This window comes from Achromobacter animicus (assembly GCF_902859585.1).
In the GTDB taxonomy this organism is placed as follows: Bacteria; Pseudomonadota; Gammaproteobacteria; order Burkholderiales; family Burkholderiaceae_B; genus Achromobacter; species Achromobacter animicus.
This window is the reverse complement of sequence record NZ_CADIJM010000001.1, coordinates 844,613-860,466: the sequence shown is the minus strand read 5'-3', so window position 1 is coordinate 860,466 and position 15,854 is coordinate 844,613. Positions and strand designations below refer to the sequence as shown.

Sequence of the window (15,854 nt, the reverse complement as noted above, 5' to 3'; positions counted from 1 at the left end):
TGCTTCAAGGGTGTCAGACACCGTCAAGTTGCTCCCGCATCCTCAATGGAAGTCGCGGCTCTGCGACGTCAGCCCGCCCAGGAGGTCGGACATGTCCACCAGCCGCTGCGCGATCAGGTGGCGCACCCCGTCCACACTTTGCCAGGACCCGAACACCCCCAGCAAGGTGGCGCCCAGCAGCTCGCGGCGCTGGCGTTCGATCAGGTCGGGGCGGACCACCACGTTGACCGGGCCGGTCTCGTCTTCGAGGGTGACGAAGATGACCCCCTTGGAGGTCTGGGGGCGCTGGCGCACGGTGACGATGCCGCAGGCGCGCGCGACCCGCTTGTTGGGATAGTCGTTCAGCACCGAGGCAGGCTGGAAGTTGCGCGCGGCCAGTTGGGGGCGCAGCAGCGACACGGGATGGCTGTGCAGGGTCAGGCCGACGCTGCGGTAGTCGGCGGCCACGGTCTGGCTCTCCGACGGGGCGGACAGCTGCGGGGCCTGGGTTTCCACGATCTCGGCGTCCCGCAGCAGGTCGCGGCTTTGTACGCTGGCGGCGGCTTCCCAACTGGCCTGGCGCCGGTGGCCGGCCAGGGTGCGCAGCGCATCGCCGGCGGCCAGCGCGTTCAGGTCGTGGCGATTCAGGCCGGCGCGGCGGGCCAGGTCGGCGGTGTTGGCAAAGGGGGCGTCGGCCCGCGCGGCCTCGATGCGGCGGGCGGCGTCCTCGCGCATGCCTTGCAGCAGGCTGAGTCCCAGCCGCACGGCGGGGCGGGGCGTGGGGACGCCCGGCGTGTCGACGCCCGGCGTATCGACGTCCGGCGTATCGACGTCCGGCGTGGCGACGCCCGGCGCCTCTGCGGACGGCGCGTGGGGGTGGGGGCGGCGGCGGGCGCCCGGATGCCCGTCGGGCAGCGTTTCCAGCACCGAATCCCAGCCGCTTACCGTCACGTCGGCGGGCAGCACGCAGACGCCGTGGCGGCGCGCGTCCTGCACCAGTTGGGCGGGTGCGTAGAACCCCATGGGCTGGGAATTGAGCAGGGCGGCCAGAAAGGCCTCCGGTTCGTGGCGCTTGAGCCAGGAGCTGGCATACGCCAGCAGGGCGAAGCTGGCGGCATGGCTTTCCGGAAAGCCGTATTCGCCAAACCCTTCCACCTGGCGGAACAGGGCTTCGGCGAAGTCCAGCGTGTAGCCGTGCGCCAGCAGCCCGCCCACCAGCTTGACGCGGAACTTGTCCACGCCGCCCTTGCGCCGCCAGGCCGCCATCGACCGGCGTAGCTGATCGGCCTCGCCGGGCGAAAAACCGGCGGCCACGACGGCGATCTGCATGACCTGTTCCTGGAAGATGGGCACGCCCATGGTGCGGCTGAGCACGCCGCGCACTTTTTCGCTGGGGTAGGTTTCGTCCTCCTTGCCCTGGCGGCGCCGCAGGTAGGGGTGGACCATGCCCCCCTGGATCGGTCCGGGGCGCACGATCGCCACCTGCACCACCAGGTCGTAGTATTCGCGCGGACGCAGGCGCGGCAGCATCGTCATCTGGGCGCGCGATTCGATCTGGAAGACGCCAATGGTGTCGGCGTCGCAGATCATGTCGTAGGTGGGCACGTCGCCTTCCGGGATGTCCTGCAGGGCGAGCGGCTGGCCGCGGCGCTGGCTGGCCAGTTCAAGTGTGCGGCGCAGGGCCGACAGCATGCCCAGCGCCAGGACGTCGACCTTGAGCAGCTTCAGGGCGTCCAGATCGTCCTTGTCCCATTGCACGACGCTGCGGTCTTCCATGGCGGCGTTCTCGATGGGCACCAGGCGCGAGAGCTTGCCGCGTGAAATGACGAAGCCGCCCGGGTGCTGCGACAGGTGGCGCGGAAAGCCCATCATGGTCTGCGCCAGCGATGCCCACTGGCGCGCCACCTGGGATTCCGGGTCCAGACCGCAGGCGCCCAGCGTACGCAGCATTTCCTTCTTGCCGTCCCACCACTGGTGCGCGCGGGCCACGGCGTCGATGACGCCCGGGTCCACGCCCAGCGCGCGCCCCGTATCGCGCAGCACGCTGCGCGGACGGTACGAGATGACCACCCCGGTCAGGGCGGCGCGGTCGCGGCCGTATTTGCCGTAGATGTACTGGATGACTTCTTCGCGGCGTTGATGTTCGAAGTCGACGTCGATGTCGGGCGGTTCGTTGCGTTCCTTGCTGATGAAGCGTTCGAACAGGTTGTTGCCGCGCTGCGGGTCCACTGCCGTGATGCCCAGGCAATAGCAGACGGCGGAATTGGCGGCCGAGCCCCGGCCCTGGCACAGTATGCCGGCGTTGCGGGCGAACTGCACGATGTCGTAGACGGTCAGGAAGTAGGCCTCGTAGTTGAGGTCCGCGATGAGGTCCAGTTCCTTGTCGATCTGCGCCGTCACGCTGTCGGGCACGCCCTGGGGAAAGCGCCGGTCCGCCCCGGCCAGCGCTTCCTGGCGCAGATAGCTGGCGGGCGTGTGGCCGGGCGGCACGATCTCGTCGGGATATTCGTAATGCAGCTCGTCCAGCGAAAACGTGCAGCGGCGCGCCACCGCCAGGGTCTGCGCCAGCGCGTCGGGCGGATACAGGCTGGCGAGCCGCATGCGGCTGCGCAGGTGCTGTTCGGCATTGCCCGACAGTTCGTAGCCGCATTGCGACACCTGCTGGCGGGTGCGGATGCCGGTCAGCGTGTCGTGCAGCGGCTTGCGCGACCGGACATGCATCTGCACCTGGCCGACCGCCACGATCGGCAATTGCGAGGCCTGGGCTGCGTGTTCGACGGCGGCGCGGTGCAGGTCGTCGCGCGACTGGTGCAGCAGGTTCAGTCCCACCCACGCGCGCCCCGGAAAGACGCGCGCCAGCCAGCGCGCCTGGTCGGCCATGCGGTCGGCGTCGGTGCCGTAGGCGGGCGTCAGGATGGCCAGGCATTCCGGCAGACTGCGCAGGTGCGCGTGGCCGGCGGGGGGATCGGCAAGGTCTTGCGGGGAAAGCCGGTATTCGCCCTTGGGCGCCCGGGTGCGGCCCAGCGTGATGAATTCCGACAGGTTGCCGTAGCCTTCGCGCGTCTGCGCCAGCAGCGTCAGCCCCAGCGGCGCGGCGTCGGGCGCGGCGCGCAGCTGGAACGTGGCGCCCACGATGAGCGGCAGCTTGAGGGTCTTGGCTTCGGTGTGGGCGCGCACGACGCCGGCCAGCGAGCATTCGTCGGTCAGGGCCAGCGCGGCGTAACCGAGTTCGGCCGCCCGCGCGGTCAGTTCCTCGGGATGCGAGGCGCCTTGCAGGAACGAAAAATTGGACTGGCATTGCAGCTCGGCGTAGCCGGGCAGCTGGGCCAGGACCTCGGCCGGGTCCAGGGGATCGGGGGCGTCGTCGTCCATGCGCATGTCAGGCGTACAGTCCGTGCAGGAACCAGCGCGCGTCCTCGGCGTCGCGCTCGCGGTAGATCCAGTAGCGCGCGCCCGCCGCGTCTTCGGCGACGAAGTAATCGCGCACGGTCAGGGCGGGGTCCCACCAGCCGCTTTCGATGCGTTCGGGGCCGCGCATCAGCCGCAGCGCCTGGCCGCCGTAGTGGGGGCGATGGCCGGACAGCTTGAGGGGCTGCGGGGTTTCCAGCAGCCAGAACGGCCGGTCGAGCAGCGGCGGCAGGGGGGCGGGACGTTCGGGCGCGGCCAGCGCATCGCCCCAGGAATTGGCGGCTTCGGGACGGTGGTCGGCGGTGGGCTGGGCATGGCGTACACGGTCGCGGCCCAGTCGCGCCACCAGCAGGTCCAGCAGCCGCGCGTGGTCGGCGGCGGTGCCGCCCGGCTCGGGGAACAGGGTGGTGCTGGCCGCGGGCTGCTCGACGGTGTCGGGCGCGTGCAGCGTCACGGCGATGACGGGGGCTTCCAGCGTGAAGTGGTTGAGTTTTTCGCGCAGCAGATGCAGCAGCTGCGGCGCCTGCCAGATGGGCTGGGCCAGGGCCACTTCAAGTTCGGTGGGCGGGCGGGCGTGGCGGCCGCGTTCGTGGTCCATGCTGAGCACCACGCGCCGCACGGCCAGTTGCCGGGCGGTTAGCCAGCCGCCCAGCTGCTCGGCCAGCCGGCCCGCCACGGCCAGCACGGCGTCGGTGTTCTCCATGTAGTCCATGAGTTCGATCCGCCGCGAAAACTGGTTGGGCGGTTCGAGCCAGCGGTAGAGTTCGGGCACCTGGCCGTAGGCGGCGTCCAGCGCCTGCAACAGATCGGGCGCGCTGCGCCGCTGCAGCCCCCCGCGCGGCAGGGCGCGCAGGTGCGCCAGCGTGTGGCAGCCGATGTCGTCCAGCCAGTTGCGGCGGTCTTGCGCCTGGGGCAGCAGCGACAGCGGCAGGGCATCGAGCCGCCGCGCCAGGGTGGGCAGCTTCAGTGTGCGCCGGGGCACGCGCCGGCCGGCGCGCCGCGCGAGCAGCCAGGCGCCCTTGGCCGTGGGCGCCATGCCCAGCGACACCCGCAGATCCAGCGCCCGCAGCGTGGCGGCCACCCGCCGGCTCAGCGCGCGCGGCCCGCGGAAGAACATCAGGCTGGCGCCCACGTTCAGCAGCACGGTGTCGCCATCGGCCAGCGCGATTTCCGGGGTGTACTGCAAGAGGGCCAGCGCCGCGCCGTGCAGGGCGTCGGCCTCGGCCAGCGCATTGCGGGGCAGCAGTTCCACGCCGGGGGCGATGGCCGCCGCGCCCGCGCGGCGCATGCCGGGCGTCACGCCGGCCTGGCGGGCGGCGGGGGTCAGGGCGGCGACCCGTTCCTGATCCAGAACGGCGAACGCCTCCTGTTCATGCGGCCAGTGCGGGCGTATGGCGTCCAGCGGCAGGCAGCGCAGGTAGGCGGCGATCCAGAGGCGCATGGCGGGGAGAAGAGGGGGTAAGCGCGCCGGGCTCCAGGCCCACGTACAGCGGGGTGTCGCAGACAGGCCCCCGGCGCTTCAGGATGTGGACGGACAGACCGCCGGGCGCGGGCGCCAGCGCCAGCCGCAAGGCGGCGGGCGTGGCGGTCTGCGCGGCGCGGGACGGGCGCACGGCGATGAACAGCAGGTCGCTGGCCTGGGCGGCCAGATGCAGGCGGCGCAGGGATTCGGGGCGCACGTGGGGCAGCCAGCAGATCAGCGCGCCGCAACTGGCGTTTTTCAGGATCTGTTCGCTGGCCCACAGCGCGTCGACCGGCTTTTCGGGCGCCACCCACAGCAGTTGCCGGGGATCCAGCCGCCAGCTCATCCAGCTGGCGATGTGCGGCACGTGCGGCGGCTGCACCAGGGCAATGGGACGACGGGTTTCCAGTTGGGCCAGCGCGGGACGCAGCAGGCGGATTTCTCCGATGCCGGGATGGGGGGTGAGCAGTTCAACGAGCGATCCGAGCGGCCAGCCGTTATCCGGCAGTTCGGCTGACAGCGCCGCGTGCCCGGTTGGCAGGGTGCGTGCGGCGCCTTTGGCCAACTGCGTGGCGCGCCACAACGCGGGATGGATCTGTTCGGGGGACTGCATGGCGAAAGCGCCCGGTGCTCAATACCTGTATGAATGTACAGTATTGTACCGGGCTTTGCGCCGGGCGGACGTATCGAAAAGTGCCCCCGAATGTGTCCCGAATGTGTCCCCGAAAAGTGCTAGAACCGCATGTCCTGGTACTTCACCCACCGCGAGCCGCGCAGCAGCCGGTGGCCGATCCACAGTCCCAGAAACAGCGGAATGGCCAGGTACGTCGACACCACGCCGATCCAGTCGATGCGTTCTTCAAGGAAAGCCTGATAGTTCTGTCCCAGCGTGACCACCAGGCACAGCACGAAGGCCAGCAGCGGCCCGAACGGAAAGAGTCCCGCCTTGTAGGGCAGGTCGGCCGTGTCGTAGCCGTGCTTCACGTAGCCCTGGCGGAAGCGGTAGTGGCTGACCGCGATGCTCAGCCACACGATGAATTCCGTCATCCCCGCAAAATTGAGCAGCCAGATGTACACCGCCTTCGGGCTGTACACCACGCTGAAGAGGCACAGGCAAGCCAGCAGCGTCGTGGCCAGCAGCGCATACAGCGGCACGCCGCGCGGGGTCAGACGCTTGAAGATCGCCGGCGCCTGGCCCTCGGCCGCCATGTTGAACAGCATCCGCGTCGCCGCATACATGCCCGAATTGCCGGCCGACAGCACGGACGTCAGGATCACCGCGTTCATCACCGTGGCCGCGGACAGCAGGCCCGCGTGCTCGAACACCAGCGTGAAGGGGCTGACCGCGATGTCCTCGACCTCGTTGCGCAGCAGTTGCGGATCGGTGTAGGGCACCAAGAGGCCGATGATCAGGATGGCCAGCACATAGAACAGCAGGATGCGCCAGAAGACGCTGTTGATCGCGCGGGGCACGTTGCGCCGGGGGTTTTCGGACTCGCCGGCCGCCACGCCCACCAGTTCGGTGCCCTGAAAGGAGTAGGCCACCACCATCGCCACGCCCACCCACGTCGCCGCGTTGCCGACGAAGGGCGCGTCGCCCACCTTCCAGTTGTCCAGTCCCACCGGTCCGCCGCCGTGGATGATGCCGGCCAGCATCGCCACGCCCACCACGATGAAGCACAGCACCGCCACCACCTTGATGATGGCGAACCAGTATTCGGCCTCGCCGAAGCTGCGCGCCGAGAAAGCGTTCAGCCCGAAGGTCAGCGCCAGGAACGCCACGCTCCATATCCAGCCTGGCGTGTCCGGCAGCCAGTACGCCATAACGAGCTGCGCCGCCACGACGTCCACCGCCACGACCGTGGCCCAGCTGACCCAGAAGTTCCAGCCCAGCGCAAAGCCGAAACCCGGATCCACGTAGCGCGACGCATACGTGCAGAACGAACCCGACACCGGCATGAAGGTGGCCAGCTCGCCCAGGCTGGTCATGATGAAGTACACCATCAGGCCGATCACCAGGTAGACCATCAGCGCGCCGCCGGGGCCCGCCTGCGCGATGGCCGCGCCGGAAGCGACGAACAGGCCGGTGCCGATGGCCCCGCCCAGCGCTATCATCGTGAGGTGGCGTGCCTTGAGCACGCGGTGCAGCTGATTGTTGCCGGCGGTGTCGCCGGTAGTGTTGCAGACAGGCGCGGCGGCGCCCGAGTCGATGTTCGGTGTGTGCATGACAAGGCGTGTGGTGGCCGCCGCTCGGACATCGCCGGCGCTGGACATTGCCAACGGCGGGCGCCCGTCGTTGCGGGCAAGCGCGGGGCGGCGTGCAAAAAAGCCCGGCGTCGTAGGTGCGATGCCAGGCGCGGCGCATTTTACAATGCGGCAATCGGGGCGCAGTCCCACCGTCCCAGGCCAGCACGGAGCAGTTTCATGGCGTCTTCCAGTTCTATCGAATTTCTTCCCGACCCGGGCGTCGACGTGCGCCAGCTCTTCATCCTGCTGCACGGCGTGGGCGGATCGCCCGCCAGCCTGGAGCCCCTGGCCCAGGCGGTGCGCGCGGCCTTTCCGACGGCGGCCGTGCTGATCCCCGAAGGTTTCGAGGCCTTTGATGGCGGCGGGGCGGGCCGGCAGTGGTTCTCCGTGCGCGGCGTCACCGAAGACAACCGCGCCGAGCGTGTGGCCCAGGCCATGCCGCAGCTTGAAACCTATGTGCGGCAAGCCCAGGCGCGTTTCGGCCTGCTGCAGTCCGACACCGCGGTGGCCGGCTTTTCGCAGGGCGCCATCATGGCGCTGGAACTGGTGCAGGCGCACGACGGCATGGCCGGCCGCGTCATCGCGTTCTCGGGCCGCTATGCGCAACTGCCCAAGAACGCCCCGTTGTACACCACGATTCATCTGCTGCACGGCGCCGACGACGCGGTTATGAGCGTGTCGCAGGCGCAGGCCGCGCAGGCCCGCCTGGCCGAACTGCACGGCGACTCCACCATCGACATCGCTACCCACGTCGGCCACGAATTGCATCCCGCCCTGATCCAGCGCGCCATCGTCCGCCTGCAGACCTGCGTGCCGCTGCGCAGCTGGGAGGCGGCGCTGGGCCTGAACCAGACGCCGCCGGACGGGACGACGGTGCATTGATGGCGGCATCTGCCACGACCGGCGCGAAAGCCTCCGCGCCCGCGCAGCAACGCGCGGCCGATGCCGTCGGCGGCGCGCAAAGCATCTTCCGCGTGCTGCGCATCCTTAAATACGTCGGGGCGGCGCCCGCGCGCGGCGTCGGTCTGACGGATGTGGTGCGTGACGTCGGCCTGACGCCGCCCACCGCGCACCGCATGCTGTCGGCCTTGCTGCAGGAAGGCTTTCTGTCGCTCAATCCGCGGCTCAAGACCTACAGCCTGGGCCGCGAGTCCTACATCCTGGGGCTGGCCGCCGAAAGCCGGCACGGCATCAAGGCCATCGCCGAATCCGCCGTGCTCCGGCTTGCGCAGTCCACGGGCGACACCAGCTTCCTGTCGGTGCGGTCGGGACACGAAGCGGTCTGCGTGGACCGCAAGACGGGCGACTTTCCCATCAAGATCCTGACGCTGGAAGTCGGCCACCGCCGCCCGCTGGGCGTGGGGGCGGGCAGCCTGGCGCTGCTGGCATTCCTGCCCAACGACGATATCGACCGCGTACTGGCGCGCTACGACGCCAGCGCCGCGCCCGATCTGCCGTCCACCGACATGCTGCGCGAAGACATCGCCGCCGCGCGCAAGAACGGCTACGCGCTCAACCCGGGCCGCATCATTCCCGACATGCTAGGCGTGGGCGTGCCGGTGTTCGACCGCGAGCAGCACGTGGTGGCGGCGCTGAGCGTGGCGGCGATCCGTTCGCGCCTGTCCGGCGCGCGCCTCGCGGACGTGGTGGCCGCGTTGCAGCGGGCGGCTTCGGAATTGTCCGCGGACCTGGCCCCGCGCTTCTGATCGCTGCCGGGCAAACGGAAGTCCGGCGCCCGGCCCGTCAGGAAACGCCGCGCAGCCGGCGCCTCGGCGAAAAGCCGCGCGCCCGCGCGCATCAACGCCCCGCGCAGGCCTTGCCGCCGTCTACCGGCAGACACACCCCGGTGATGTACTTGGCCTCGTCGCTCGCCAGGAACAGCGCGGCGTGGGCGACGTCCCACGCATCCCCCATCCTCCCCATCGGACTGGCGGCATTGCGCCGCCGCCGCATTTCCTCGACATCGTCGAATTGCCCCGCAATCTGCTTGTAGATCAACGGCGTGTCGATGACGCCGGGCAGCACGGCGTTCACGCGGATATTGTCCGGCGCATAACGCACCGCCAGCGACCGCGTCAGATGGTTCAGCCCCGCCTTGGCCGCGTAGTACGAGGTGTACGGATACGAATTGACCTGAATCGACGCCAGCGACGAAATGTTGACGATGCTGCCCGAGCCCTGCGCCAGCATGGCGGGCAGCACATGCTTGCAGGTCAGGAACACGCCGGTCAGGTTGGTGTCCAGCACGCGATGCCAGCTTTCCTCGCTGGCCTCGATGGGATCGCCCATTTCGGTGATGCCCACGTTGTTGTGCAGCACGTCGATGCGTCCGGCGGCCGCCAGCACGGCGGCGACCGCGGCCTGGATCTGCGCGGAGTCCGTCACGTCGGCGGTCAACGCCTGGCAACGGCCGCCCTCGGCCTCGATGATGGCGCAGGTTTCGCGCGCGGCGTCCTCTTTGACGTCCACCGCGAAGACCCGCGCGCCTTCACGCGCATACAGCGCCGCCGCGGCCTTGCCGTTGCCCCAGCCCGGCCCCGACGACCCCGCGCCAAACACCAGCGCCACCTTGTCCTTCAGCCGCTCACCCATGTCATTCCGCCGAGATGTGGGCGAAGTCCGCCACCTTCTTCCACTTGGCCACGTCGTCCTGGATCATCGCGGCAAAGGCCTCGGGCTTGTCGGCGACCACATACGCGCCAACCCCCGCGTACTTGGCCTGCACATCTTTGTCGGCCAACGCCTTGCGGGATGCGTCGTTCAGCTTGGCCAGCACGTCTTTCGGCAGGCCCGCGGGGGCCAGCAGGCCGTTCCACATTTCCGCGTCGTAGTCGGGCAGGCCGACTTCAGCAAAGGTGGGCACGTCGGGCAATTGCGGCAGGCGCGATTTGGCGGCCACCACGATCGGGCGCAGGCTGCCCGACTGGATGTGCGCCATCGAAGACGCCGCCGTATCCCACAGGATGGGCACCTGGCCGGCGATCACGTCGTTCAGCGCGGGGCCGGTGCCACGGTAAGGCACGTGCATCATGTCCAGGCCGGACAGCGACTTGTAGTATTCCATCGCCATGTGCGTGGCGCCGCCATTGCCCGACGAGGCATAGGAATACTTGCCGGGCGCGCCCTTGATCAAGGCGGTGAACGACGCATAGTCCTTGGCGGGAAAGTTCTTGTTCACCACGATCACGCCCGGCACGCGGATGATCTGCGTGACCGGCGTGAAGTCCTTCACCGCGTCGTAGGGCAGGTTCTTGTACACGGCGGGGTTGGTGCCGTTGGTGCTGGACGTGCCCAGCAGAAGCGTATAACCGTCCGGCGCGGCCGAGGCCACGGCGCGGCTGCCGACGGTGCCGCCCGCGCCACCCCGGTTCTCCACCACGACCGGCTGGCCGATCTGCTTGGCCAGCGCCTCGGCAAAGATGCGGCCGACCACGTCGGACGTGCCGCCGGGCGGGAAGGGCACGATCAGGCGGATGGGGCGGTCGGGGTAGGTGGCCTGCGCCGCGGCGGCGCCCGCCAGCGACAGCGTTGCAGCGGCGGCCGCCAGCTTGATCCAGGTTCTGCGCTTCATGATGGGTTGTCTCCTTGCTTGATTTTGTTGTGTCTTGAACCGGGCGTTGCACGCCGCCGTCAGGCGATGCGGTCACCCGGCTTGATCTTGGCCGCCCGGCTGTCCACGCCCGGCAGCATGTGCGCGGGGTCGCGCGTGACCACCACGTCCAGGATGGTGGGACGGTCCTTGCAGGCATACGCCTCTGCCAGCGCGGCCGGCAGCTCTGCGGGGTCTTCGACGCGGATGCCATGGCAGCCCAGCGCGCGCGCCACATTGGCGTAATTGGTGTCGACCAGGTCCGAAGACTGGTAGCTGCCTTCGCCGTACATCAGATGCTGCAGCGCCTTGATGTACCCGGAGGCCGCGTTGTTGACCACCACGAGCGTAAAGGCGAGCTTCATGCGCACCGCGGTTTCCAGTTCGCCCAGCGACATGTTGCAGCCGCCGTCGCCGGTCAGGCTGACCACCTGGCGTCCCGGCGCCGCCGCGGCTGCGCCGATGGCGCCGGGGATGCCGTAGCCGATAGAAGCAAAGCCGCGATCCGGCACGAAGCCGCGGCCCGCGCGCTTGGTGTCGAACAGCAGGCCGCCCCAGTGCGCCGCGAAGCCGCCGTCCGCGACCAGGATGCCGTCTTCCGGCAGCGAGGCGTTGATCTCGTGCAGCAGCCGCGCCATGCCGACGGGCCGGTCGGCCGACGTCAGCTTGGCGTTCACGGATTCGCGCCATGCGTGCATGGCCTGGCCGACCTCGTCCACGTAGTCCTGGCGTGCGTGCTCGCCGTGGGCGGCCAGGCGCGTGTCCAGATCTTCCAGCGTGGCGCGCACGTCGCCCCACAGCCGCAGGGCGGGCGTGGTGGTGCGGTCGAATTCCTCGGCCACGATGTCCAGATGAATGATCGGCGCGCCGGCGGCCAGCAGGTCGTAGCGGCGCGTCGCCACTTCGCCCAGCTTGCAGCCGACGACGAACAGGCAATCGGACTTGGCGATCAGGTCGTTGGCAATGCGGCTGTAGCGGCCGAACAGGCCCGCGTTCAGCGGATCGTTGCAGGCGATCGCGCCTTTGCCGCTCATGGTGTGGGCGACGGGGATGCCGAACTTGCGCGCGAAGGCCTGGACGGTCTCGGCGGCATCGCTGATGTGTACGCCGCCGCCGCACAGCATCAGCGGGCGGGCGGCGCCGGCCAGCATGCTGGCGGCTTGCGCCACGTCCTCGGCCGATGGCCGGCAGCGCAGCGCCGGCGAGCGCCGGTAGTTGGGGCTGGAATAAAAGTCGTCGGCGTCAAAGGCATGGACGGCGTGTGCGATGTCCTCGGGCACGTCCAGCACTACCGGGCCGGGACGTCCGCTGGTGGCCACGGCAAACGCGCGCCGCACCAGTTCGGGAATGCGCTCGACCATCTCCACGCGCAGCACGTCTTTCACGACCGGGCGCAGCACCTCCAGTTGCCGGGCTTCCTGCGTCATGTTCTTCCACGCGTGCATCCGGTGCGCGTCGCCGACCAGCGCGACCAGCGCGGTGCCGGCGTTGTAGGCTTCGGCCAGGCCGGTCACCAGATTGGTCGCACCCGGACCCAGCGTCGCGTCGCACACGCCGGGACGGCCGCTGACCTTGGTATAGGCGTCGGCGGCAAACACCGCGCAGCGCTCGTCGTTGATCAGGTTGTGATTCAGCTTCAGGCGGCGCGCCGCGTCATAGAAAGGCAGCAGTTGAAAGCCGCCCATGCCGAACATCAGGCCGACGTCGTGCGCCGCGAACATGCGTGCGATGGCTTCGCCGCCGGTGATTTCCAGTTTTTCGGACATGCGGGTGATGCTCCTAGTAGGGGTCGCGCCCGGTCAGCAGGGCGTCGATGAAGGTTTTGAGCGGCGTGCCGACGCGGCAGCCCAGGTTTCGGGCGCGGGCGTTGGCAGAAGAAATGGTCCCTTCCTCGTAGCAGGAACGGGCGTCGCCGATGCGGGCGGTTTGCGCGGACACGGTCAAGGCGGCAATGCCGCGTTGGTCCAGCAAAGGCAGGCGGCCGATGCCGGCGCTGTCCTTGCCGATGCCCGCGTCGTTGAACGTGACGAGGCGGGGGGACGCGCGGACACCGTCCGATTGCAGGCCCGCCAGCCGCTCCCCGTGCGAGGCCGTGATGGCGATGAGACCGTCGTCGCGGGAGTCGACCAGCGAGACGGAGTCAGCGCCGATCACCAGCGGCGCGCCGTCAGGGCCTGTCTTGAATACAGTGCGGGATTCCTTGACGTCGGCGGGCGGACGGGCGCTGCGCGACGCGCGCGCCAGCCGCGAGGCGGCCTCGGCCACTGGCATACCTGGTTTGCAGCCCAGATCTTGCGCTAGCGCGTTCACAAAGCTGAGGACGCCGTGCCGCGCCATGTCCGCGCCATCGCCGATGCGGCAGCTTTGATAGCTTGCGGTGGCGGCGGGCACGCCCCAGCGTTGCAGGTCGTCCAGGCCTGCAATGCCGGCACGCATCCAGCCCACGCCGGCGTCGTTCAAGACGACGGCCAGCACGCCACCGCGCGCCGCGCAGTAGGCGGCATAGCTGCCGCCATGCGACCCGGCGATCACGACGCGCCCGGCATCCTGCGGCGTGAGCTTGGTGATGCTGTCCAGCACGCGCGCGTCGCCGGCGCTTGCAGGTTGTTCCATATTATGAATTGTCCCCGTCCTCGAGTATCGCGTTGGCATGGCCGGCGCGATGCTGTCGAATCGTCTGATGTAGTTATTGGCTTGAGACGATTCTAGGAGCGGGGGTTTGAGGAGATCAATGTCATCCCCATAATATGGAAATCAATTTTTGGCGGGCTACTTCTCCCAGCCGCCGCCCAGCGCCAGGAACAAGGCGATCTGGTCGCTGCTCAAATCCGCCTGCGATGCGGCGAGCGCGCTTTCATTGCTGGCCAGCGTGCGCTCGGCGTCCAGCACGGTCAGGTAATCCGTCTTGCCGTACTGGAACAGGCGGCGCGCCTGCGAGGCCGCTTCGGCGCTTTGGTCGCGGGCCGCGCGCAGGGCGGTGTCGCGGTCCAGCTGGCGGGCATAGACGACCAGCGCGCTTTCGGTTTCGCGCAAGGCGTTCAGCACGGCCGCATCGAAACGCGCGGCCGCGGCCTTGGTGTTGGCTTCGGCTTCGGCGATGCGGGCCTGCGCGGCGCCGGTGTTGGGAACGGTCCACGAGATCAGCGGGCCCACGCTCCAGCTGAACGTACCGCGGTCGCCGAACATGGCGGCCGGGCCGCCCGAAGCGGCGGACAGGCCCAGCGTGATCTTCGGGTACAGATCGGCCGTGGCCACGCCGATGCGGGCGGTGGAGGCGGCCAGCGTCCGTTCGGCCTGACGGATGTCGGGACGGCGGCGCAGCAGTTCGGCGCCGTCGCCGACGGGGATGGTTTCGGTCAGTTTGGGGGCGCTGGCGCATTGCAGCAGGGCTTGCGGAATCCGGCCCGGCGTCTGGCCGGTCAATGCAGCCAGTCGGTACAGCGCGGTGCGCTGCTGCGCCTGGAACGGCGGCAGATTGGCCTGCAATTGTTCGAGCTGGCTGCGCGCCCGCGTGACGTCCAGCGCGGTGCCGCGCCCGGCGCGTTGCAGGCGGCTGACGGCGTCGACCGATTCCTTCTGCACCTGCACGGAATGCTGCGCCGAGGCAAGCTGCATGCCCGCCGCGCACATGTTGGCGTAGGCGCGCGCGGTCTCGGCCGCGACGGTGACGCGGGTGGCGTCATAGGCGGCTTGGGCGGCCTGCGCGTCGCCGGTGGAGGCTTCCACGGCGCGGCGGATCTGGCCGAAAAGGTCCAGCTGATACGACACGCTGGCGCCGGTGGAGTACGACCAGCGATTGGGCGGATCGATGCCGGGTTGCAGTTCCTGCAAGCCGGAAACGTGGCCGAACGTGGGCGAGGCATTGACGCCGATCGTCGGCTGTTGTTGCGCCTTCGTTTCCTGCACCGCGGCCTGCGCGCGTTCCAGATTGGCGCTGGCCACGCGCAGGTCGGTGTTTGCGGCCAGGGCCTTTTCCACCAGACCATCCAGCACGGGGTCGTTGTACAGGCGCCACCAGTGGCCGGGGACTTCCTCTTGCCGATACACGCCGGCCTGCGCCTCCACAAAGGAGGATTGCGCGCTCGGCCGCTGGGAGACGGCCTCCGGCGGCACCTTGTAGTCGGGGCCCACGGAGGCGCATCCGGCCAGCGCGAGGGCCAGCGTCAGCGGAAGGAGGAGTCTGGTTTTCATGGCAGGTACGGCTTGGCGTCGATAAGAAATTGCGGAGTTTCCGGAGAAAAGAGGTTCTGCGTCCCGTCAGGACGCGTGGGGCGCGGCGGCGGACTGGGCCGGGCGGTCGTCCACCGACACCGTGGCGGTCTGGCCGGCGACCAGGCGTACGCCTTCGGGCACCTCGTCGATCTTCACGCGCACCGGGATGCGCTGCGCAAGACGGACCCAGTTGAAGGTCGGGTTCACGTTGGGCAGCAGGTTGGCGCCGGTGCTGCGGTCGCGGTCCGCGATACCCAGGGCGATGCTTTCGACGTGGCCGCGGATGTGACGCGGTTCGCCCATCAGCGTCACGGTGACGGGGTCGCCTTCGTGGATGCCGGGCAGCTTGGTTTCTTCGAAGTAGCCTTCCACGTAGAACGAACCGGCGTCCACCAGCGCCATCACGCCGTGGCCGGCGGTGGCGTAGGAGCCCGCGCGCAGGTCCAGGTTGGTGACGCGGCCATCGCTGGCGGCCACGACGCGGCTGCGTTCCAGATTGAGGCGGGCGGTGTTCAGTTGCACCTGTGCCTGCGCAAGCGCGGCTTCAGTCTGCTGCACCTTGGTCTGGCTTTGTTCCACCGCTTCGGCCGCGACAAGCTGGCCCAGCGAGCGGTTGCGCTTGGCGTCGCGCAGCGCTTGGTCGTGCGCCACCTGCTGCGAACGGACCGAGGCCTGCGCCTGGTCGAACGCCAACTGGAAGCGGGCGCGATCGATTTCGAACAGCAGGTCGCCGGCCTTCACGTCCTGGTTGTCGTGCACGGGCACGCTGGTGACCAGGCCGGAGACGTCGGGCGCCACCTGCACCACATAGGCCTTGACGCGCCCATCGCGCGTCCAGGGCTCGACTTCATAGTGATCCCAAAGCTGCCAGCCGGCGTAAGCGGCGGCGGCGACGACGACAGCCGTCACTGCGAACTTGCCGATAGCAGCAGGGCGAAGGGCATTGGGGAGTTTCAT

The 15,854-nt window shown here is 69.2% G+C and carries 12 protein-coding genes; 2 read left to right on the top strand and 10 right to left on the bottom strand.

Annotated elements, in window-relative coordinates; genetic code table 11:
* Positions 1–42: 42 nt before the first annotated feature.
* The 4 genes from HV681_RS03875 to HV681_RS03860 form a co-directional block, all read right to left on the bottom strand.
* The gene (locus tag HV681_RS03875) at positions 43–3,357 is read right to left on the bottom strand and encodes an error-prone DNA polymerase (RefSeq protein ID WP_175121785.1); all 3,315 of its coding nucleotides are present in this window, start codon (positions 3,355–3,357) and stop codon (positions 43–45) included.
* Between the two features lies 1 nt (position 3,358).
* The gene (locus tag HV681_RS03870) at positions 3,359–4,828 is read right to left on the bottom strand and encodes a Y-family DNA polymerase (protein WP_175121784.1); all 1,470 of its coding nucleotides are present in this window, start codon (positions 4,826–4,828) and stop codon (positions 3,359–3,361) included.
* A complete protein-coding gene (gene imuA, locus HV681_RS03865; protein WP_175121783.1) occupies positions 4,758–5,462 on the bottom strand; it encodes a translesion DNA synthesis-associated protein ImuA in 705 nt (234 codons plus the stop codon). Before imuA ends, HV681_RS03870 begins: the two co-directional genes overlap by 71 nt.
* A 119-nt stretch (positions 5,463–5,581) precedes the next feature.
* Positions 5,582–7,075: an amino acid permease gene (locus HV681_RS03860; protein WP_254594276.1), complete on the bottom strand. Its 1,494-nt coding sequence runs from the start codon at positions 7,073–7,075 to the stop codon at positions 5,582–5,584.
* Positions 7,076–7,273: 198 nt separating this feature from the next.
* On the opposite strand from HV681_RS03860, the gene ypfH reads away from it, so the two are divergent.
* Both ypfH and HV681_RS03850 read left to right on the top strand, forming a co-directional pair.
* The gene (gene ypfH, locus HV681_RS03855) at positions 7,274–7,978 is read left to right on the top strand and encodes an esterase (RefSeq protein ID WP_105238691.1); all 705 of its coding nucleotides are present in this window, start codon (positions 7,274–7,276) and stop codon (positions 7,976–7,978) included.
* On the top strand, positions 7,978–8,802 hold the full coding sequence (locus tag HV681_RS03850) for an IclR family transcriptional regulator (RefSeq protein WP_175121782.1): 825 nt from the start codon (positions 7,978–7,980) through the stop codon (positions 8,800–8,802). The genes ypfH and HV681_RS03850 overlap by 1 nt, the downstream gene beginning before the upstream one ends.
* 91 nt (positions 8,803–8,893) lie before the next feature.
* Here HV681_RS03850 and HV681_RS03845 read toward each other — a convergent pair whose 3' ends face one another.
* From HV681_RS03845 to HV681_RS03820, 6 genes are all read right to left on the bottom strand, one after another.
* On the bottom strand, positions 8,894–9,688 hold the full coding sequence (locus tag HV681_RS03845; protein ID WP_175121781.1) for an SDR family NAD(P)-dependent oxidoreductase: 795 nt from the start codon (positions 9,686–9,688) through the stop codon (positions 8,894–8,896).
* A gap of 1 nt (position 9,689) precedes the next feature.
* Positions 9,690–10,667, bottom strand: coding sequence for a Bug family tripartite tricarboxylate transporter substrate binding protein (locus tag HV681_RS03840; RefSeq protein ID WP_175121780.1), 978 nt, complete (start codon positions 10,665–10,667; stop codon positions 9,690–9,692).
* Positions 10,668–10,726: 59 nt separating this feature from the next.
* On the bottom strand, positions 10,727–12,451 hold the full coding sequence (locus HV681_RS03835) for a thiamine pyrophosphate-binding protein (protein ID WP_175121779.1): 1,725 nt from the start codon (positions 12,449–12,451) through the stop codon (positions 10,727–10,729).
* Between the two features lie 13 nt (positions 12,452–12,464).
* Positions 12,465–13,298: a hypothetical protein gene (locus tag HV681_RS03830; RefSeq protein ID WP_175121778.1), complete on the bottom strand. Its 834-nt coding sequence runs from the start codon at positions 13,296–13,298 to the stop codon at positions 12,465–12,467.
* 156 nt (positions 13,299–13,454) lie between these two features.
* On the bottom strand, positions 13,455–14,876 hold the full coding sequence (locus tag HV681_RS03825; RefSeq protein WP_175121777.1) for an efflux transporter outer membrane subunit: 1,422 nt from the start codon (positions 14,874–14,876) through the stop codon (positions 13,455–13,457).
* A gap of 66 nt (positions 14,877–14,942) precedes the next feature.
* On the bottom strand, positions 14,943–15,854 hold the full coding sequence (locus HV681_RS03820; RefSeq protein ID WP_175121776.1) for an efflux RND transporter periplasmic adaptor subunit: 912 nt from the start codon (positions 15,852–15,854) through the stop codon (positions 14,943–14,945).